Source organism: Acinetobacter sp. ANC 4178, assembly GCF_004331175.1.
In the GTDB taxonomy this organism is placed as follows: Bacteria; Pseudomonadota; Gammaproteobacteria; order Pseudomonadales; family Moraxellaceae; genus Acinetobacter.
In genome coordinates, this window is sequence record NZ_SJOD01000002.1 from 464,888 (window position 1) to 483,690 (window position 18,803).

At 44.4% G+C, this 18,803-nt stretch carries 16 protein-coding genes and 4 tRNA genes; 10 read left to right on the forward strand and 10 right to left on the reverse strand.

What is annotated here, in order from left to right; genetic code table 11:
- Positions 1 to 65: 65 nt before the first annotated feature.
- The 10 genes from E0H87_RS06485 to E0H87_RS06530 all read left to right on the forward strand — a co-directional run bounded on the left by E0H87_RS06485 (position 66) and on the right by E0H87_RS06530 (position 11,518).
- Positions 66 to 1,148 carry a patatin-like phospholipase family protein gene (locus E0H87_RS06485; protein ID WP_131322848.1) on the forward strand — a complete coding sequence of 361 codons (1,083 nt, stop codon included), beginning with the start codon at positions 66 to 68 and terminating at the stop codon, positions 1,146 to 1,148.
- Positions 1,149 to 1,323: 175 nt separating this feature from the next.
- On the forward strand, positions 1,324 to 2,109 hold the full coding sequence (hisIE, locus tag E0H87_RS06490; RefSeq protein WP_131322849.1) for a bifunctional phosphoribosyl-AMP cyclohydrolase/phosphoribosyl-ATP diphosphatase HisIE: 786 nt from the start codon (positions 1,324 to 1,326) through the stop codon (positions 2,107 to 2,109).
- 14 nt (positions 2,110 to 2,123) lie between these two features.
- A complete protein-coding gene (locus tag E0H87_RS06495) occupies positions 2,124 to 3,629 on the forward strand; it encodes a UvrD-helicase domain-containing protein (protein ID WP_131322850.1) in 1,506 nt (501 codons plus the stop codon).
- Between the two features lie 24 nt (positions 3,630 to 3,653).
- Positions 3,654 to 5,033, forward strand: a complete 1,380-nt coding sequence (locus E0H87_RS06500) for an AAA family ATPase (protein WP_131322851.1) — start codon at positions 3,654 to 3,656, stop codon at positions 5,031 to 5,033.
- A 295-nt stretch (positions 5,034 to 5,328) separates the two neighbouring features.
- Entirely contained in the window at positions 5,329 to 8,169 is a 2,841-nt protein-coding gene (locus tag E0H87_RS06505) for a monovalent cation/H+ antiporter subunit A (RefSeq protein ID WP_131322852.1), read from the forward strand.
- A 1-nt stretch (position 8,170) separates the two neighbouring features.
- On the forward strand, positions 8,171 to 8,536 hold the full coding sequence (locus tag E0H87_RS06510) for a Na+/H+ antiporter subunit C (protein WP_016168388.1): 366 nt from the start codon (positions 8,171 to 8,173) through the stop codon (positions 8,534 to 8,536).
- Complete coding sequence (locus tag E0H87_RS06515; protein ID WP_131322853.1) at positions 8,536 to 10,347, forward strand: monovalent cation/H+ antiporter subunit D; 1,812 nt, start codon at positions 8,536 to 8,538, stop codon at positions 10,345 to 10,347. The genes E0H87_RS06510 and E0H87_RS06515 overlap by 1 nt, the downstream gene beginning before the upstream one ends.
- Before the next feature lie 2 nt (positions 10,348 to 10,349).
- A complete protein-coding gene (locus E0H87_RS06520; RefSeq protein ID WP_131322854.1) occupies positions 10,350 to 10,871 on the forward strand; it encodes a Na+/H+ antiporter subunit E in 522 nt (173 codons plus the stop codon).
- The gene (locus E0H87_RS06525) at positions 10,868 to 11,143 is read left to right on the forward strand and encodes a monovalent cation/H+ antiporter subunit F (RefSeq protein WP_044740593.1); all 276 of its coding nucleotides are present in this window, start codon (positions 10,868 to 10,870) and stop codon (positions 11,141 to 11,143) included. The genes E0H87_RS06520 and E0H87_RS06525 overlap by 4 nt, the downstream gene beginning before the upstream one ends.
- A gap of 12 nt (positions 11,144 to 11,155) precedes the next feature.
- Positions 11,156 to 11,518 carry a Na+/H+ antiporter subunit G gene (locus tag E0H87_RS06530; RefSeq protein ID WP_131322855.1) on the forward strand — a complete coding sequence of 121 codons (363 nt, stop codon included), beginning with the start codon at positions 11,156 to 11,158 and terminating at the stop codon, positions 11,516 to 11,518.
- 63 nt (positions 11,519 to 11,581) lie between these two features.
- Here the strand turns inward: E0H87_RS06530 and E0H87_RS06535 are convergent, their stop codons facing one another.
- The 10 genes from E0H87_RS06535 to tpiA form a co-directional block, all read right to left on the reverse strand.
- Positions 11,582 to 11,986: a ribosome-binding factor A gene (locus tag E0H87_RS06535; protein ID WP_116758767.1), complete on the reverse strand. Its 405-nt coding sequence runs from the start codon at positions 11,984 to 11,986 to the stop codon at positions 11,582 to 11,584.
- Positions 11,986 to 14,679 carry a translation initiation factor IF-2 gene (gene infB, locus E0H87_RS06540; protein ID WP_131322856.1) on the reverse strand — a complete coding sequence of 898 codons (2,694 nt, stop codon included), beginning with the start codon at positions 14,677 to 14,679 and terminating at the stop codon, positions 11,986 to 11,988. The genes E0H87_RS06535 and infB overlap by 1 nt, the downstream gene beginning before the upstream one ends.
- Before the next feature lie 10 nt (positions 14,680 to 14,689).
- Entirely contained in the window at positions 14,690 to 16,174 is a 1,485-nt protein-coding gene (nusA, locus tag E0H87_RS06545) for a transcription termination factor NusA (RefSeq protein ID WP_131322857.1), read from the reverse strand.
- Positions 16,175 to 16,209: 35 nt separating this feature from the next.
- Positions 16,210 to 16,734: a ribosome maturation factor RimP gene (gene rimP / locus E0H87_RS06550; protein ID WP_131322858.1), complete on the reverse strand. Its 525-nt coding sequence runs from the start codon at positions 16,732 to 16,734 to the stop codon at positions 16,210 to 16,212.
- 204 nt (positions 16,735 to 16,938) lie between these two features.
- A tRNA-Met gene (locus E0H87_RS06555) sits at positions 16,939 to 17,015 on the reverse strand.
- Between the two features lie 89 nt (positions 17,016 to 17,104).
- Positions 17,105 to 17,181: transfer RNA gene (locus E0H87_RS06560), tRNA-Met, on the reverse strand.
- Positions 17,182 to 17,252: 71 nt separating this feature from the next.
- A tRNA-Met gene (locus tag E0H87_RS06565) sits at positions 17,253 to 17,329 on the reverse strand.
- Between the two features lie 48 nt (positions 17,330 to 17,377).
- Positions 17,378 to 17,462, reverse strand: a tRNA-Leu gene (locus E0H87_RS06570).
- Positions 17,463 to 17,515: 53 nt separating this feature from the next.
- Positions 17,516 to 17,845, reverse strand: a complete 330-nt coding sequence (gene secG / locus E0H87_RS06575) for a preprotein translocase subunit SecG (RefSeq protein WP_016168397.1) — start codon at positions 17,843 to 17,845, stop codon at positions 17,516 to 17,518.
- Between the two features lie 13 nt (positions 17,846 to 17,858).
- A complete protein-coding gene (gene tpiA, locus E0H87_RS06580; protein ID WP_131322859.1) occupies positions 17,859 to 18,650 on the reverse strand; it encodes a triose-phosphate isomerase in 792 nt (263 codons plus the stop codon).
- Positions 18,651 to 18,803: the final 153 nt, after the last annotated feature.

Here is an 18,803-nt window from a genome sequence, read left to right on the forward strand (position 1 = left end):
CCGCCATTGAGCCTACAGACAGAACTTTTAAACTGAATGCACATTTGTATATTTATGATTGCACCATGGTTCAAATTCTTGAAAAGCGCTCTCCCGCCCTGAATATTCGTGCTGGTCATCTTGCTCGCCAACTCATACAACAACAAGGCTTACATGCCCAACAGGTTGATATTCTACCGGGTGCTGCAGGCGGTCCCAAAGGTATAGGCTTGACAGGACTTGATCAGGCGATTTTTGGCAGTTTCTTACCACAAGCTCCACAACGCCGCTTTTTGGTCGGCTCTTCAGTCGGTGCATGGCGTTTTGCAGGGATTTTAGCGCAAGGTGAAAAGCTTGGGCCTGAGCAATTGGCAGAGCTTTACATTCATTTGCCTTTTCATCACAAAATGAAAATTGCCGATATCGAAAAAATTTCACGCGAGATGTTGGCTGGAATTTTAAATCAGCAAACGCAAAAATTGGTTGATCATCCCGATTATCACCTCACCATCATTGCCACGAAAGCCGAACATTTATTCCAAAGTGATCAACGACTGGCACTGTATGGCTCTTTACTGGGGATTGTCGGCAGTAATGCCATTGCACGTCAGCATTTAAATCTTTTTATGCAACGAGTCATCTGCCAACCGAAAAATTTCCCGCAATTTAAAATCAAAGACGATAGTTTTAAAACCCATTATCTCAACTTCAATCCAGACAATGTTGCCGACTGGCTCATGGCATCAGGTTCCATTCCCGGTGTTACGCCTGCAGTAAAAAATATCCGTGATGCGCCACAAGGGGCTTATCGTGATGGGGGGTTGATTGACTATCACATCGATTTACCCTTTGAAAGCCAAGGCATTGTGCTCTATCCGCATTTCAGTGACAGCATTACTCCGGGTTGGTTCGACAAGATGTTTAAATCGCGTAAATCCAATCCGACCCATCAAGCACGCACCCTGCTGATTTCTCCTTCACAGGAATATCTGGCACGTTTACCCTTAGGTCGTTTACCTGATCGTAAGGATTTCACCCTCAAAGGCATGGAGCCACAACGCCGTATTCAACTCTGGAAACAGTGTGTAGCGGAAAGCCAACGCTTGGGCGATGAGTTCTTGGAGTTGGTGGAAAAACAGCGCTTTGCTGAAGTGATGCAAGAGCTTTAATTAGCTTAGGATGCAGCATGAACCCAGCCTCCAAGTTCATGTTGCTGCACATCCACTGACTAAATTGCTGAAAGATAATTCACACAAATCCAGCCTGATCACCTACACTATAGCCTGATGTTTTTCGCATCAACTTGAATATTCTTTTCGATTAACTGATTTTGGTGAAGTCCCTATGAACAACGTGCGCTGGCTCGATGAAGTAAAATTTAACGAACAAGGTTTAGTCCCTGCCATTGCACAGCATCATCAAACAGGACGTGTGCTGATGGTCGCATGGATGAACCGCGAAGCCTTGGCACTCACTGCTGAAAAAAATCAGGCGGTTTATTTTTCCCGTTCACGCAATAAGCTGTGGCACAAAGGTGAAGAATCGGGACATTTTCAAACCGTGCATGAAATTCGCCTCGATTGCGATGCCGATGTCATTGTTTTGCAAATTGAACAACATGGCGGTATTGCCTGCCATACAGGTCGTGAATCGTGTTTTTACCGCAAACTCACCCCACAAGGCTGGGAAATTGTGGATGCGCAAATTAAAGATCCAAGCCAGATTTATGCGGCTGAAAAATCCAGCAATCCACATACCATTGCCATGAATGCATCCAATGCACAATCGGAGCAGGTTGAAGTGCTGTCTTACCTTGGTCAAATGATGACTGAGCGTAAAACTTCAGATCCAGACTCATCTTATGTGGCAAAGCTCTATCATAAAGGTCTCAATAAAATTCTAGAAAAAATCGGTGAAGAAGGCGTTGAAACAATTCTTGCCGCAAAAGAATTTCAATTGGTCGCCAATGAAGACAATAAAAATGATTTGATTTATGAAGTGGCAGATTTATGGTTCCATACCATTGTGATGTTGGGTCATTTTGACTTAGATCCACAACTGGTGTTGAATGAATTGGCACGACGCCAAGGACTCTCAGGTTTGGTCGAAAAAGCCAACCGTAGCCACTAAAGCGCTCTTTGCCTGTGTCAAATCAACATCAGAAACCGAGCGCAACCTATGAGCAGGCGACTGCCATTGATAACGCGCGTCTGGGGCAATCCTTTAAAGTGATTGCCTATGCCGGCACAGGTAAAACCACCACCTTACAAATGATCAGTGATGCCATGCCACACCGACGTGGCATGTATCTGGCGTTTAACAAAGCCATTGCCAGCGAAGCACAGCAGAAATTTCACTCCAATGTGGATTGCCGCACCTTCCATTCACTGGCATTTCGCAGTGTTCCACGTGGAATCACCGACAAACTGCGTTTACCCCGACTCAGCCCCAGCTTCATTGCCAAAGAGTATCGGCTAGAACCGATTACCTTAAGACGTATGATGGGCGGACGCTATGAAAAATACGTGCTGATGCCGAGTCGACTTGCCAGTTTAGTTGCCAATGCTGTGAGTTATTTCTGCTCCACCAGTTCGCAATACCCTGCACCGCGACATCTGCAGGCGCCCAACTGGCTTCATCCCGATGATATCGACAGCTTACAAAAGCATCTTTATCCTGCGGTAGAACGTCGTTGGCTAGAATCGATTGACCAAAATCATCAGGCTGGGATCGGACATGATGTTTATCTAAAACTGTGGGCCCTGTCTGAACCGAATATTCCTACCGACTACGTGCTATTCGACGAAGCACAAGATGCCGATCCGTTAATGTTAGGCATCTTATTACGTCAGAAAAATACGCAAGTGATTTATGTCGGTGATGCACATCAACAAATTTACGCTTGGCGCGGTGCGATCAACGCCATGCAACAACTTCCTTTACCCGAATCGCGCCTCACCACTTCATTTCGCTTTGGTGAGAGCATCGCCCACAATGCCAATGCGATTTTGGGTGCGCTCAATGAAAAAGTGCCGCTGTTGGGCAATCCACGACTGAATTCTCAAGTGGTGAATAAACCGCATACCAAAATGCGGGATGCCATTTTATGTCGGACCAATGCTCGTGCCATGGAACTGTTGCTTTCAGGGTTGGTACATGGCGATAAAGTCAGTCTACAAGCCGACCATGTCAAACTGAATCGTTTTGTCGATGCTGCCAGCATGTTGAAACAAGGCAAACGTGTCACTGATGTGCCTGAACTGGCTTGGTTTAACTCTTGGCACGATGTGCATGAATACTGCGAAACCAATGAAGGCAGTGACATCAAACCTTTGGTGAAATTGGTGGATGATCATGGCACCGATCCGCTTAAACGCGCTTTAGCCAAAATTACCCCCATTGAACAAGCCGACTATATTATTTCCACGGCGCACAAAGCCAAAGGGCTAGAATGGGACCGTGTGCACATCGAAGATGATTACCAATTTAAGCTGACTGAGCAAGATCATAAAATTAGTGACGAAGAGTTAAGATTGCTGTATGTCGCCTGCACTCGTGCTAAAGTAAGTCTAAATATTCACCATATTTACGACTTGATGCAACAACTGAAAAATAGGATGCCTGTCTCATTACGCCAATCGGCAGGCTAGCCATTGCTCGTATGCGGGGCTTATATGAAAATCGAATCGTTACAGCTCAAACACACCAATCTGTTTGCCAATTTACAGCTTCAGTTTCATTATCATGATCAACCGATCACCCTAATTTTAGGCGATCAAGCCACAGGCAAAACCAGCATTCTCAAACATGCTTATCAAGCCTTAACTTGGTTTTCTGCCCGTTACAAAGATTTGCGTAGTGCGGGTGTAGTGATGTTGGATCAAGATATCCTGCATAGTCGCCTACAGTCTAAGGTTCAGATTTGTGTCGAAATTCCTAGCGATATTGGCACCCTCGCAGAGTCTGAAACAGTACAACCTGAAATGTCCAACCGTTGTAGTTGGCAACTGTATAAAACGCTCAATCCACAAGGCATTGGACTGAGTAAAGCAGATACATTACAACTCGAACAATTGGTCCAGCTTTATCATCAAGCCCTACAACAAGATCCGATGCAAGGGTTGCCCTTAATTGCTTATTACCCTGCTGAACGCTTTGTCAATGAAATCAATTTACTGAGCAAGAACAATCCGATTGTATTTCAGGCCGGATATGCCTATGACGTAGCAGCCATTCCCTTTACCACCTTTAGCCGTTTCTTTGAATGGTTCCGTGAAATTAGTGATCTGGAAAATGCTCAGACGGCGCAATTGTTTCAACAGCTGATGCGCGATAAATTGCATTTAGGTCAACACTTACAACCCGAAAATATCCCGAATAGCTTATTTCAAGCCCATGCACAACTCCATGCCCCTTGCTTAAAAGCACTTAAAGAAAGTCTGAGTATTGTCTTACCTGAACTGAATGATATTTTCGTACAATATCAGCCCAAGCTACAATTGATGGTGACCTATCAAGGCAAGACCATGCAATTTCAACAGCTTTCCAGCAGTCAAAAAAACTGGATTGCATTGATTGGTGATATTGTGCGGCGCATGTGCTTACTCAATCCTTTAAGCCTCTATCCTTGCTTGGAAGGCGATGGCATCTTACTCATCGATGCGATTGATGAGCAGCTAGATCAGCAACATTGCAGTCAGATTTTGCAACAGTTACATCAGGCCTTTCCGCGACTACAAATTATCGCAACAGGGAACCGTACAGAACTCCTCGAAAATGCAGCTACCTATCAATGTCTGCAACTTTCTGCGCACGGTATACACGACATCGTACTGCAACCCTTCCAACAACAATTCGATCAGATTTATGCCGAACTGAGTCAAATCTCACTCTCGGGTTCAACTGAACTTGAGCCATTGTCTGACGAACCCGCAATCTCCGCAGCACAGCAGTTGTATACACAAATTCAACAACTCTCCCCAGAAGCACAAGCAGAGTTTCAACAACTTTGGCAACAAGAACATGACTCCTCTTTTCAGGATCCATCGTCCTAGTTTTCTGGCAACTGAATAGGTTATAAAGTTCAATTTCGCATTCAAAACGGATAATTCGATCGGTGTGTACGAAAAGGTTTGATGTTGTTTTGTTCATGTAATAAGATCAGATTTATTCAGCTTTTTTATAGTAAAATTTTGTTTTGCTATAGTTTTCAAGTTGCGCAACACAACTTGTTTTTCGCTTTTTTTATTTTCTTTACGGCTTTCAAGATTGAATTTTTTGGATATCTCTTTGCTGTCCTGTAATCCTTGAAAGATAAGATTCACCCATAGGTTTCGACCTATCACGACAATGGATACAAGTGTGCTACCAATTATTATCTTGTTACCGTTAGTACTGGGCACAACCCTTGTCTCGTGGCTGAAAAATTTTTCGCGCGGGGTAACGGCTTTCGGGGCTATCGGAGTCAGTCTAAGTAGTTTAATTCTGTTACTGACTCAAGCAAAGCAGGTCTTTCATGGCGAAGTCATTACTCAAAGTTGGTCTTGGTTACCACAACTGGGCATTGATCTCAGTTTCCGTCTGGACGCCTTAGGTCTACTTTTCTCTTTGCTGATCACTGGTATCGGCACGCTCATTTTTATTTACGCCTACTATTACCTTAGCCCTAAAAACTCATTGAGCAAACTCTATTTGTTGCTGATGTTGTTTATGGCGGCAATGTTGGGTATCTCTCTTTCCAATAATTTAATTTTGCTGTTAATTTTTTGGGAACTGACCAGCATCTCTTCTTTCCTCTTGGTCGGCTACTGGAGCAACTATGATGTTGCACAACGTGGCTCACGTATGGCACTCACCATTACGGGGATGGGGGGCTTAGCGATGCTGGGGGGCTTCATTTTACTGGGACAAATTACAGGGACTTATCAAATTGACCAGATTCTGACCATGTCAGAACATATTCAAAATCATGCCTTATTTACCCCGACCTTATTACTGATTTTACTCGGTGCCTTTACCAAAAGTGCGCAGTTCCCCTTCCACTTCTGGCTCCCGAATGCCATGGCTGCACCAACACCCGTGTCAGCTTATCTGCATTCGGCCACAATGGTGAAGGCGGGAATTTTCTTGCTGGCACGCTTACTCCCAATCTTTGCAGGTGCTGCGCTTTATCACAATATTGTGACCTTTGTTGGCTTATTTACTTTGTGTATGGCGGCATTCTTCGCCATTTTCAAAGAAGACCTGAAAGGGCTTCTGGCCTACTCGACCATCAGTCATCTGGGTTTAATCGTTTGCCTATTGGGTATTGGCTCGCCATTGGCTGTCGCTGCTGCAATTTTCCATATCATCAACCATGCCACCTTTAAGGCAGCGCTGTTTATGATTGCAGGTATTGTTGATCACGAAACAGGAACACGCGACTTACGTAAATTAAGTGGCGTATGGCAATTATTGCCGTTCTCAGCCACCCTTACTATGGTCACCGCAGCGGCTATGGCGGGTGTTCCACTGACCAATGGTTTCTTGTCTAAAGAAATGTTCTTTACTGAATTATTGGCAAACTTGAGTGGTCCAACACTGGTATTGTCGGCAATTGTTGCGACCTTGGCTGGTATTTTTGCAGTTGCTTATTCAGTACGTTTGGTACATGGCGTGTTTTTTGACGGTCCACTCGGTGAACAAGTTCCCAATAAAGATGGACATGAACCGCCTATCGGCATGCGTGCGCCAGCAATTCTCTTGGCCATTCTGTGTATTGTGGTGGGCATTTTCCCTGCGCTCACTGTTGAACAAATTGTTAATAGTACAGCGCGTGCGAGCACCCAGTTACATGACTTTTCAGGAACTCATTTAGCCATCTGGCATGGTTTTAATCTGCCTTTAGTGATGAGTTTAATTGCTCTAGTCGGTGGTTTAAGCTTTTACTTCGTTCTCGCAAAGAACCGTAAAATTCGCAGTATTGATTTAGATCTTGCCTTAGGCGCTTTTCAAGGCAAACTCTTGTTTGAATCTTTCCTCAAGCACTTGCTCCTTAAATCGCGCAAGATTAAACGCAAAACAGAAACAGGCTCCTTACAAACTTACCTGCTCTGGATTGTAGCGTTTAGTATTGTCTTAGTGGCTGTTCCTCTGATGGGGCAAGGGCTGACCACAGGTACCCGTGAGCTCACCCATGCGCCTATGCTGGCGATTGTACTGTGGCTATTATTGTTCTCTGCCTGTTGGATGATGCTTTGGTTCCACCATGAACGCATTAAAGCTGTGCTGATTAGTGGTGCCATCGGTTTAGTTGTCACCATGGTATTTGTCACTTTGTCTGCACCAGATTTGGCCCTAACGCAAATTACTGTGGATGTTGTGACCACTGTGTTGCTGCTCATGAGTTTATCGCTCTTACCTCAGCTTACACCTTATGAATCCAGTCAAGCACGTCGTTGGCGCGATGCCATTCTTTCTATTGTCGGTGGACTTGGCATTGGTTGGATCACTTGGCTGATTCTGACACGTGACCATAATTCGATTTCTTGGTTCTTCTTACAACAGTCTATTCCACTGGGTGGTGGTTCAAACGTCGTTAACGTAATTCTGGTCGATTTCCGTGGTTTCGATACCTTCGGTGAAATTACGGTATTGGGTATTGCTGGTATCGGCACACTCTGTCTAATGGATGGTATGCGTGCACATGGCACCAGCACCACCCAAGGCTTAACTTATCGCTTTAACCCCTCCCCTTTAATGCTTCGTATTGCATCTTCGTGGATTTTACCGCTGGCTTTGGTCATCAGTTTGTATATTTTCCTACGTGGACATAATGAACCGGGCGGTGGCTTTATTGCAGGCTTAATTACCGCATTGGCATTGATTATTCAATACATTGCCTTAGGTCAAGATCAAGCTGAACAACTGCTTCGCGCCAAATCTGGACGTTTATACGAAATCTGGATCGGTTCAGGTCTAAGCATTGCAGGATTAACCGCAATTGCTGCATGGTTCTGGGGACGTCCGTTCCTGACCAGTGCACACATCTACGTTTCACCGCCCTTTTTAGGTGAAATGCACTTGGCTTCTGCCGCTGCATTTGATGTTGGGGTCTATGTCACCGTGGTGGGCGCAACCATGCTGATGATTTCAGTTTTGGGTGACTCACGCCACTCAAGCATGTCTGGTCCATTACCAAAGGGGAAATAATATGATTAGTCTAGAATTTCTTATTGCCTCTGCGATTGGACTGTTAGTTTCAACGGGTATCTATCTGATTCTGCGTGCGCGTACCTTTCCTGTGGTACTTGGCCTAGCCATGATTGGCTATGCCGTAAACGTGTTCTTGTTTGCGATGGGGCGAGTCCAAATCAACTCGCCTGCGGTATTAACCGAAGCCTCCAAGTCCACGGACCCATTGCCACAAGCTCTGGTTTTAACAGCCATTGTGATTGGTTTTGCCACCACCGCCTTTATTGTACAACTGGCTTTACGCAGCCGTTATGAATCAGGGACCGACCACGTTGACTCAAAAGAAGAAATTAGTCTTGTTGACCCACGCGAGGATGAGCCTTAATGCATAACTTCATCCAATTTTGGGCAGAACATACACCAATTTTCAGCATCATTATTCCTGCATTTACCAGCTTTCTTCTGGTTTTACTGGGCAATCCGGGTTCAGGTTCACTTGCCTACGACTGGCGTCAACCTTGGCGTCGTGGCATCAGTCTCATTTCTGCTTTACTGGGATGTGCGACAGCAATCTGCTATTTAATGGTGGCCAGTCATGGTCAAATCAGTAGTTATAACCTGAGTGAGTGGACAGCACCCTTCGGGATCGTTTTGGTTTTAGACCAACTCTCGGCCTTAATGCTGGTATTAACCTATGCACTTGCAGTCCCCGTTTTGTGGTTTGCGAGCCGCGAATGGGATACCCGTGGTCGCTATTTCCATGCCATGTTCCATTTCTTATTGATGGGATTATGCGGAGCATTCCTCACAGGCGACTTATTTAACCTGTTTGTGTTCTTTGAAATTCTCCTGATGGCGTCTTATGTGTTGCTCTTGCATGGACAAGGTAAAGCACGCTTTCAGCTCGGCATTCACTACGTCACCATCAACCTATTGGCCTCTGCACTGTTCCTGATTGGTCTGGGCATGATTTATGGTAGCGTCGGCAGTTTGAATATGGCAGATGTCGCACGCTTGCTGCCAAGCTTACAACCTGATGAGCATAAATTGGCTGTAGCAGGTGGGCTATTGTTATTTGTGGTATTTGGCATTAAAGCCGCAATGTTACCTGTCGGCTTCTGGTTACCCAAAACCTATGCCGTAGCCACTACCCCTGTTGCCGCCATTTTCACCATCATGACCAAAGTCGGCATTTATGCGATTTTACGGGTCAATGGTACGGTGTTTGATGACGCCCTAAGTCAATCCATTCTACAAAATTGGTTATTGCCTATCGGTTTAATCACTTCGCTCTATGGTGCGATTGGTGCGATTGGTACGGAACGCCTACGCCGCTTTGTCGGTTTTATGGTGTTGTCTTCCATTGGAACCTTACTCATCGCGATTGCCATGTTTAATACCCAAGCGTGGTCAGCAACGCTTTATTATTTGGTACATAGCACGCTGATTGCAGCCGCTTTTTATCTGCTTTGTGGCTGGATTACCTCGCAACGTGGTGTTTACAAGGATCATTTAAAAATCGCACCACAGATGAAACAGCATCATGTGCTTTCGATTTGCTATTTCCTCATTGCCTTAATGATGGCGGGATTACCCCCATTCAGCGGCTTTCTTGGCAAGGTATTTATTCTTCAAGCCACGGCAAATGAACCTTATCAAGGTATTGTGATTACAGTGATTCTGGTTGTAAGTTTGCTCAGTATTCTCGCATTTACTCGTGTGGGTTTTATTCTGTTCTGGCGTGCCAGCAAGCCCGAAGAAATTGCACATATTGATGCCGAATATACAGCTTACCAAGCAACCCCAGAACAAGCGCCACCACGTAACGATCGCACCATCTATATCTTATTGGCAGGTCTGATTGGCTACATGGTCGCGGCAGGACCTATACAGCAATATACTCAGAATACTGCATTACAAATTCAAAATAATGCCTTGTATGAAGCGGCGATATTGAAGAAGGATGAGCTGAATCAAGTCATTAGTGTGCAACCATTTGATCCTGAAAATTTACCCGAAACCAAATATGGGGGGGAAGAACTCGATCCAAATGCACATCTCATTCCATATACCATCAGTGAAGATACTTTGTCTGGTGAGCACATTTCACCGTACAAGTTACGTCAGATTCAAGAACAACAGACCCATGAAGTGTTGATTCCTGATGATGCTCAACTTAAACCCGTGGAGCCGTAATGATGCAAAAAAAATCTTTTCTTCATCGCTGGCTCCCGCATCCGTTTGTTTCGGTTCTGGTTGCAATCACTTGGGTGATGCTGGCACATAGTTTCGATATCGCAACTTTAGTCATGGCAAGCTTGCTCGCTGTGTTTATTCCGCGCTTAGTACAACCCTTTATCCAGCAAACGCCCAATATCCACTGGAAGGCAGCCATTAAGCTATTTTTTGTTGTACTTTGGGATATTGTGATCTCCAATATTCGGATTGCCAAGTTGGTTTTGGGTCCAATGGATCAATTGCATCCTAAATGGTATCGCGTACCTTTAGACACCCAACATGATGAAGTCAATAGCTTACTGGCGATGATCATTACCACCACACCCGGTACAGTGTCAGCGGGCATCGATCAAGATCGTGGTGATATTTTGGTCCATGCATTAAGTTCGGATAATACCGAAATTGATATTCAAGACATCAAAAACCGTTATGAAAAACCATTAATGGAAATCTTCCACGTCAATTCAGGAGATGCCACATGACCGTTCTGCCCTATGCTTTAGGCATCTGTATGGTGGCGATCACACTTTCGATGATGATGTGCTTGGGTCGCCTGATTATTGGACCATCTATTGTGGATCGACTGTTGGCTTTAGATACCTTGTTCTTGAATGCAACTTGTCTCATTGTCGTACTTGGCATCTATTGGAGTACCACCTCTTTATTTGAAGGTGCACTACTGGTCGCTATGCTTGGGTTTGTATCTACTGTGGCCTTGGCACGCTACTTTACCTCTGGTCATGTCATCGATTAAGGAGCACATCACATGCAATTACTCATGGAAATACTGGTTTCTATTTTCTTGCTGATTGGTGCATTCTTCATGTTGGTCGGGGGAATAGGCATGATTCGCCTCCCCGATTTATTTATGCGTTTGCATGCACCGACCAAATCGAGCACTTTAGGTTTAGGAAGCTTTCTGATTGCCGCTATGATCTTCTCGGCTTTTCAGGGAAGAATTGGTTTTGCAGAAATTTTATTAACTCTTTTAGCATTCATTACCGCACCTGTATCGGCCAACTTGATGGCGCAAGCAGCACTTCATCTGCGCTTACGTTCAATGAGTGGTGATGTACCCGAAGCATTGAATCGACCGTTACCATGGCAACGACAACGTCGTCGTGAATAAATCATACGCATTAAAAAAGCCACCCTAAGGTGGCTTTTTTATCACTCAATGTAGACCTTGAGCTTATTCATCATCTTGTTTTGCTTCAGCAGCAGGTAAATCCTTCACTGCTTCTGCAATCAGACCAAACATATAGTTACCATAAGCATTGGTCTTGTCATAATGAAAACGCAAACGTGGCGTAATACGTGTCTTAATACGACGACCCAATTCATGGCGTAAGAAACCAGATGCCTTGTTTAGTACATCTAAAGTTTCTTTATTTGCCACTGCACTTTGCTCATCGCCAAGCTCACGTCCCATCACGGTGACATAGACTTCTGCATAGCCTAAATCTGGGCTGACCTTCACCGCTGAGATGGTCACAAGACCACCTAAGCGTGGATCTTTCAGCTCTTGGCGGATTAACTCAGACAACTCACGTTGTACGGTATCTGCCATTCGCTTAAGACGCTGACTACCCGCCATTAAAGACTCCGTTTAATCAGTTGAACATCATAGACTTCGATCTTATCTTTGACTTTGATGTCTTTATAACCTTTCACCGCAAGACCACATTCCATACCAGCACGAACGTCTTCAACCACTTCTTTATAACGACGAAGAGATTCGAGCTCGCCTTGGAACACAACCACGTCATCACGTAATACGCGAATCGGTTTATTACGGTGTAACATACCCTCAAGTACCATACAGCCTGCTGCTGCACCAAACTTACTTGAGTGGAACACTTCACGTACTTCAGCCACACCTAGAATCGTTTCACGGTGTTCTGGCGCAAGCTTACCGCTCATCGCTGCTTTCACATCATCAATCAATTGATAGATGATTGAGTAGTAACGAATATCGATACCATCTGCATCAGCTTTTTGACGCGCAGTGTTGTCTGCACGGACGTTAAAGCCAAGCAATACGGCTTCAGAAGATTCAGCCAATGTTACGTCAGACTCAGTGATTGCACCTACGCCTGAACCAATGATACGGACTTTCACTTCATCTGTTGCAAGTTCAGCAAGCGCAACATGTAATGCTTCCAACGTACCACGTACGTCAGTTTTCAATACCACATTAACGATAGGCACATCTTTCTTGCCCATAGACGCCATGATATTTTCAAGACGCATTGCACTTTGACGCTCAAGACGCTTTTGACGCTCACGATCCATACGCGCATCGGCAACTTCACGTGCTTTCTTCTCATCACTAACAACAAGAACTTCATCACCAGCCATTGGCGCTTCTGGTAGACCTAAGATTTCCACTGGAATCGAAGGACCTGCAGATTGAATACGTTTACCATTTTCATCCGTCATTGCACGAACGCGACCGTAAGATGCACCTGCAAGAACAAGGTCACCTACTTTCAATGTACCGTTTTGAACAAGGATAGACGTTACCGCACCACGGCTATTGTCAACACGTGCTTCAATAACAACACCTTGTGCAGCACCTTCTTCAGATGCTTTCAACTCAAGCAATTCAGCTTGGATTGAAATAAGATCTAGAAGCTCATCGATCCCTTGACCAGAATGTGCTGAAACCATTGCTACAGGTACATCACCGCCCCATTGTTCAGGCACGATTTCTTTTACTGTCAATTCGTTCAATACGCGATCTGGATCAGCAGATTCTTTATCCATCTTGTTGATTGCAACAATGATTGGTGTACCCGCTGCACGTGCATGATCAATTGCTTCCGCAGTTTGTGGCATTACACCATCATCTGCTGCTACAACAAGAACCACGATATCAGTCGCTTTCGCACCACGTGAACGCATTGCAGTAAATGCAGCATGTCCAGGAGTATCAAGGAAAGTGATCATACCTTTTTCAGTTGTAACGTGGTAAGCACCGATATGCTGTGTGATACCGCCCGCTTCGCCTTGAGCAACTTTTGCACGACGAATACGGTCAAGAAGCGATGTTTTACCATGGTCAACGTGACCCATGATTGTCACCACTGGTGCACGAGTAGATTGAACACCACGCGCGCCTTCAGCCGCTTCAAGTAAGTTATCTTCCGCTTGCGTATCAGATACAAGAACAGGGTTATGACCCATTTCTTCTACAATCAAGGCAGCAATTTCTTGCTCAATTGCTTGGTTCTGAGTAACCAGCTCACCCATTTTCATGAGTGACTTAATTACTTCACGTACTTTAATCGCCATTTTTGCTGCAAGATCTGCAACAACAATGGTTGAACCAATTTCAACATCATAAACTTGCTTTTTAACAGGTTTTTCAAAACCATGTTTATTTGCAGTACTGGTTTTCAAACCACGTTTATGCGAGTTATCACGGAAAGATTGCTCTTCGCCACGACGACCACCTTTCTTCGGTGCGCGCGCACCTGGTGTATTGGTTCCACGTTTGATATCGCGGTCTTCTTTCGCAAATGAGTCTTCATAAGCTTGACCAACGAGACCCGCAGCAAGTGGAGAATCATCCACTACACGAATGGTCGCTGTTGCATCTTCGTTTGAATACTTAGATGCCATTTGACGCATTTGTTCAAGTGTACGCTGCTGCGCTTCTTCAGCTGCTTTACGACGTGCAGCTTCTTCAGTCGCCTTAAGTTGTGCTGCCTGAGCTTCACGTGCTTTCTTTTGCTCAGGAGTTTCAATCACTTTAATTTGTGCTTTAACTACTGGCTTGTTGGTTGATTTACGCTTCACCACAACAGCCGCTTTAGCTGTTTCTTGCTTGGTGGTTTCTTGCTTTGCAGCAGCACGCATCGCTTCTAAGTTCGCAGCAGCTTTGTTTGCTACTGGACTTTCAGCTGTTGCTTTAGGTTCAGCAGTCGTACGTGTCTGTTGGCCAGCTTGTGCTTTCGCTAAAGCTTCTGCTTTGATTTGTTCAGGATCAGGCTTCGTAAATGTATGCTTCTTGCGAACTTCCACATTAATGGTTTTTGCCTTACCTGAGGTACTTGCTACTTTAGCAGTACCTGTAGTTTTACGTTTCAACGTGATTTGTCCTGCTTGCCCTACGTCCTGACCATGAACTTTCTTCAAATGGTTAACGAGGGTATCTTGTTGTTCAGTAGAAATAATGTCGTCAGCTTTACGTTGCGGTAAACCTGCATCGCGAACCTGCTCTAGGAGCTTGTCTACAGGACGTCCTACGCTGAGTGCTAACTCTTGAATCGACTTGTCCGTCATATATTACCTCCTAGTTAAACCATGATTCACGCGCTTTCATAATCAATTGACCCGCTTGTTCAGCCCCTAAACCTTCAATATCTGAGATATCGTCAGTCGCTTGGTCTGCCAAGTCATCAATAGTCACTACTCCGCGTGCAGCCAATGCATACGCGATTTCTTGTGTCATTCCTTCCATTGCAAGAAGTTCAGCACTTGGATCTTGGATGTTTTCTTGCTGTTGTAATGCATCTGCCAATGCCACTTCTTTGGCACGACTTTGCAACAATTCAACAGTTTCAGCATCCAACTCAATTTCATCAAATGTTTCAGCTGGGACATAAGCAATTTCTTCAAGAGAAGTAAAGCCCATCTCCACCAACGCCATTGCTAAATCTTCTTCAATATCTAGACGTGATACAAATAAGTCTAGGTATTGTTGTGCTTCATTTTGCTGACGTGCATGATACTCTTCTTCAAGCATCATGTTCAGTTTATAACCGGTCAGTTCAGAAGCCAAACGTACGTTTTGACCTTGAGAACCAATCGCACGCGCAAGTTGATCGCTGGTTGCGAAAATAATATCCGCAGTACGCTCTTCTTCATCAATCACGATACCAGATACATCCGCTGGCTCTAGTGCGCTTGCAATGTATTGTGCTGGATCATCAGACCACACCACCACATCAATGCGCTCACCATTCAATTCCTGCTGAACTGCTTGAATACGCGTACCACGCATACCAATACAAGCACCTACAGGATCAATACGATGGTCATTGGTTTTCACAGCGATTTTAGCACGAACACCTGGTTGACGCGCTGCAGCTTTAATCTCGATGATTTCTTCAGAAATTTCAGGAATTTCTTTTTTCATCAAAGCCATCAGCATTTCAGGCTTAGCACGTGACAATTGTAGTTGCGCACCACGGCCTTCACGATTTACGTTAAACAAAATCGCATTCACGCGTTGTTTTGGACGTAAAATTTCTTTTGCGATCATTTCTTCACGCGCAAGATATGCTTCAGCATTATCACCAAGGTCAATAATGAAACCATCTTTGGTTTGCTTTTTCACTTCACCGTAAATTAGCTCACCGACTTTAGATTCATAAGCATCAGCAACTAAAGCACGCTCAGCTTCACGAATCTTCTGTACGATTACTTGTTTGGCAATTTGCGCTGCAATACGACCGAAGTCAATTGAAGGCACTTCCAACTCACGAATGTCACCAATTGACCATTTCGCAGGATCGACATCTGAAATTGCATCTTGGCATGCTGGCATTTCATGATCTTCATCAGCAACCACTTCCCATTGACGGAAAGTACTATAGTCACCAGTTTTACGATCAATCTCTACACGAAGCTGAGCTTCTTCAGAGTTGGTTCCTTCGTAAAATTTCTTTTTCGTCGCAGCAACAAGCGCTTGTTCTAAGGCTTCGAAAATCGCTTCACGAGGTACACCTTTTTCATTACTAACCGTTTCAACGACGGTAAGAATTTCACGTGCCATAAGCCACCTATTCGTTCAGATTCTTATAAATTAAATTAATCTTGATAAACCAGATTTGCTTTGTCGATATTGTTGCTATCAATTTCAAGCACTTGTTGCTTTTCCACTTCAACCTGAATCATTTCATTTTCCAGATCTACAGCAACTAACTTGGCTTGGAATTTGCGACGATTTTCAACCGCACTGATCAGGCGTAATGCAACTAGTTGACCAATATATGCCGGCATCTGCTCCAATTGGAAAAATGGACGATCCCAACCTGGAGACGACACTTCAAGTGCATACTCGCCAGAAATTGGGTCATGAACATCAAGCATAGCACCCACTTGTTGAGTGACACGCACACAGTCTTGTACGCCAATACCACGGCCAAGCTCAAGCTCACCGTCTTCATTCATCATTGGTTCTACATTTTCATCAACAGTTTTGTCAATATAGATACGCAATAACGAACGTTTGCCCTGAGGGATAAATTCAATCCCCCATAAATCTACATTACAAGCTTGCACCGCAGGAGCGATTAAATCTTGGAGTGCTTGGGTTTTATTTGATAACTTCATTTACTCTCGTCATTTTGTGCGATTCAATGGCCGTGTTGACCGATAAAACAGACCTACTATAGTGAAGCATGACTATTTGACCAATTGATGTCGACACTACACGATAGCCAATAAAAAAGGGCGTAATCGCCCCAATTATTGCACAGAAAATTAATATCCACTGTGCAAAAAGGCCCACTTTGTTGTGAGCCTCTTTTAGAAACTTGGTAGCGGGAGCTGGATTTGAACCAACGACCTTCGGGTTATGAGCCCGACGAGCTACCAGACTGCTCCATCCCGCATCAACGTGCAAAAATTATATACAAATTTGAAATATTTTTCAATCTAAATACTTCACACTTGTTCTGATTTAGTTGCACCTAAATCAAATTGGTAGCGGGAGCTGGATTTGAACCAACGACCTTCGGGTTATGAGCCCGACGAGCTACCAGACTGCTCCATCCCGCAACAAAACGCAAAATTTCTTAATTTAACTACTTAAATTACTTATTTTAGTTTGCTTCTAAAATAAGGTTGATTGGTAGCGGGAGCTGGATTTGAACCAACGACCTTCGGGTTATGAGCCCGACGAGCTACCAGACTGCTCCATCCCGCATCAACAGATTTGCCGCATACACCAACTTAATCTTCTGGATTCATAAGTTGGTGCGGAAGGGGGGACTTGAACCCCCACGCCCGAAAGCACTACCACCTCAAGGTAGCGTGTCTACCAATTCCACCACCACCGCAGCTGTGACGCATTCTAGTAGCATCGCCACAAAAAAGAAAGGATTAATTCTAATTATTCGCTCGTTTTAGGTGCAGCTGGCGAAGTTTCACCCGAATTGGTTGTTGCGGGTGCTGTCGTCTGTACAGATTTCAAGCTATATGCTTCTGTAGTTTGCTGTTTTGCAAATACTGCCAGCGTTAAACTGGTAATAAAGAACAAGGCCGTCAAAATCGCAGTTAAACGTGTTAAGAAGTTACCTGAACCTGACGCACCAAAAACTGTTGCAGCACCGCCACCACCAAAAGAGGCACCCGCATCTGCGCCCTTACCATGCTGTACAAGAATCAAGCCGATCATTAACACGGCAAGAATAATATGCACCACCAGCACAAAAGTATGCATGATGAACTCCTCGTTATTTTGTATGCGCAAAGGCCTGAGCAATTTGATAAAAAGATGCAGCATTCAAAGATGCTCCACCCACTAAGGCGCCATTAATATCTGGACAGGCCGCTAACTCTACTGCATTTTCTGGCTTAACACTACCACCATATAAAATTGGCATTGTGCCACCTAATGTGGTGAGCTGTTTTAAACCTTCACGAATTTTAGCATGCATGTTTTGCGCATCTTCTGGTGATGCAGTCTTACCTGTACCAATGGCCCAAATTGGCTCATAAGCAATCACGATCTGCTGCCACTGTTCTGCTGTAACACAACTTGCAATATCACAAATCTGTTGTAATACCACTTGATCAGCTTGACCATTCTCTCGCTGCTCAAGGCTTTCGCCCACACAATAAATGACAGTCAAACCTTCAGCCAATGCGTGTTTTACTTTTTCGCGAATGACTGGTGGATGATCACCAAAAAATTCACGGCGCTCAGAGTGACCAATTAACACATGTTCAATCGCGCTATCTTTTAATAAAGTCGCACTCACTTCACCCGTATACGCCCCTGTTCCCGCCATACGAGAAACATCTTGCGCAACCACATGAACTGTACGGCTCGCTTGTTTTAATTCGTCTTTTACTAAATGGAGTGCGATTGAAATTGGTGCAACGGCTAAATGACATTGCGCTTGAGAAATTTCATTCTTATTCAATAATTCTTTAAATTCATTTATAAGTTGTTTGGCATTCACCTGCATTGGATTCATTTTCCAATTACCTACAACCCAAGGCGTGATCGTCGAATCCGACATACTTAACCCATTCACAAAACAATTGATTTAAACGGCGACATTCTACACGGAATTCCCGATTGAGAAGATAATTTTCTTGACAGTTTAGTATTAACTTCACTTTTTTATATTTTTTTCAGTCATTAAAATGGCAAAAAAAATCAGTTTCATTAG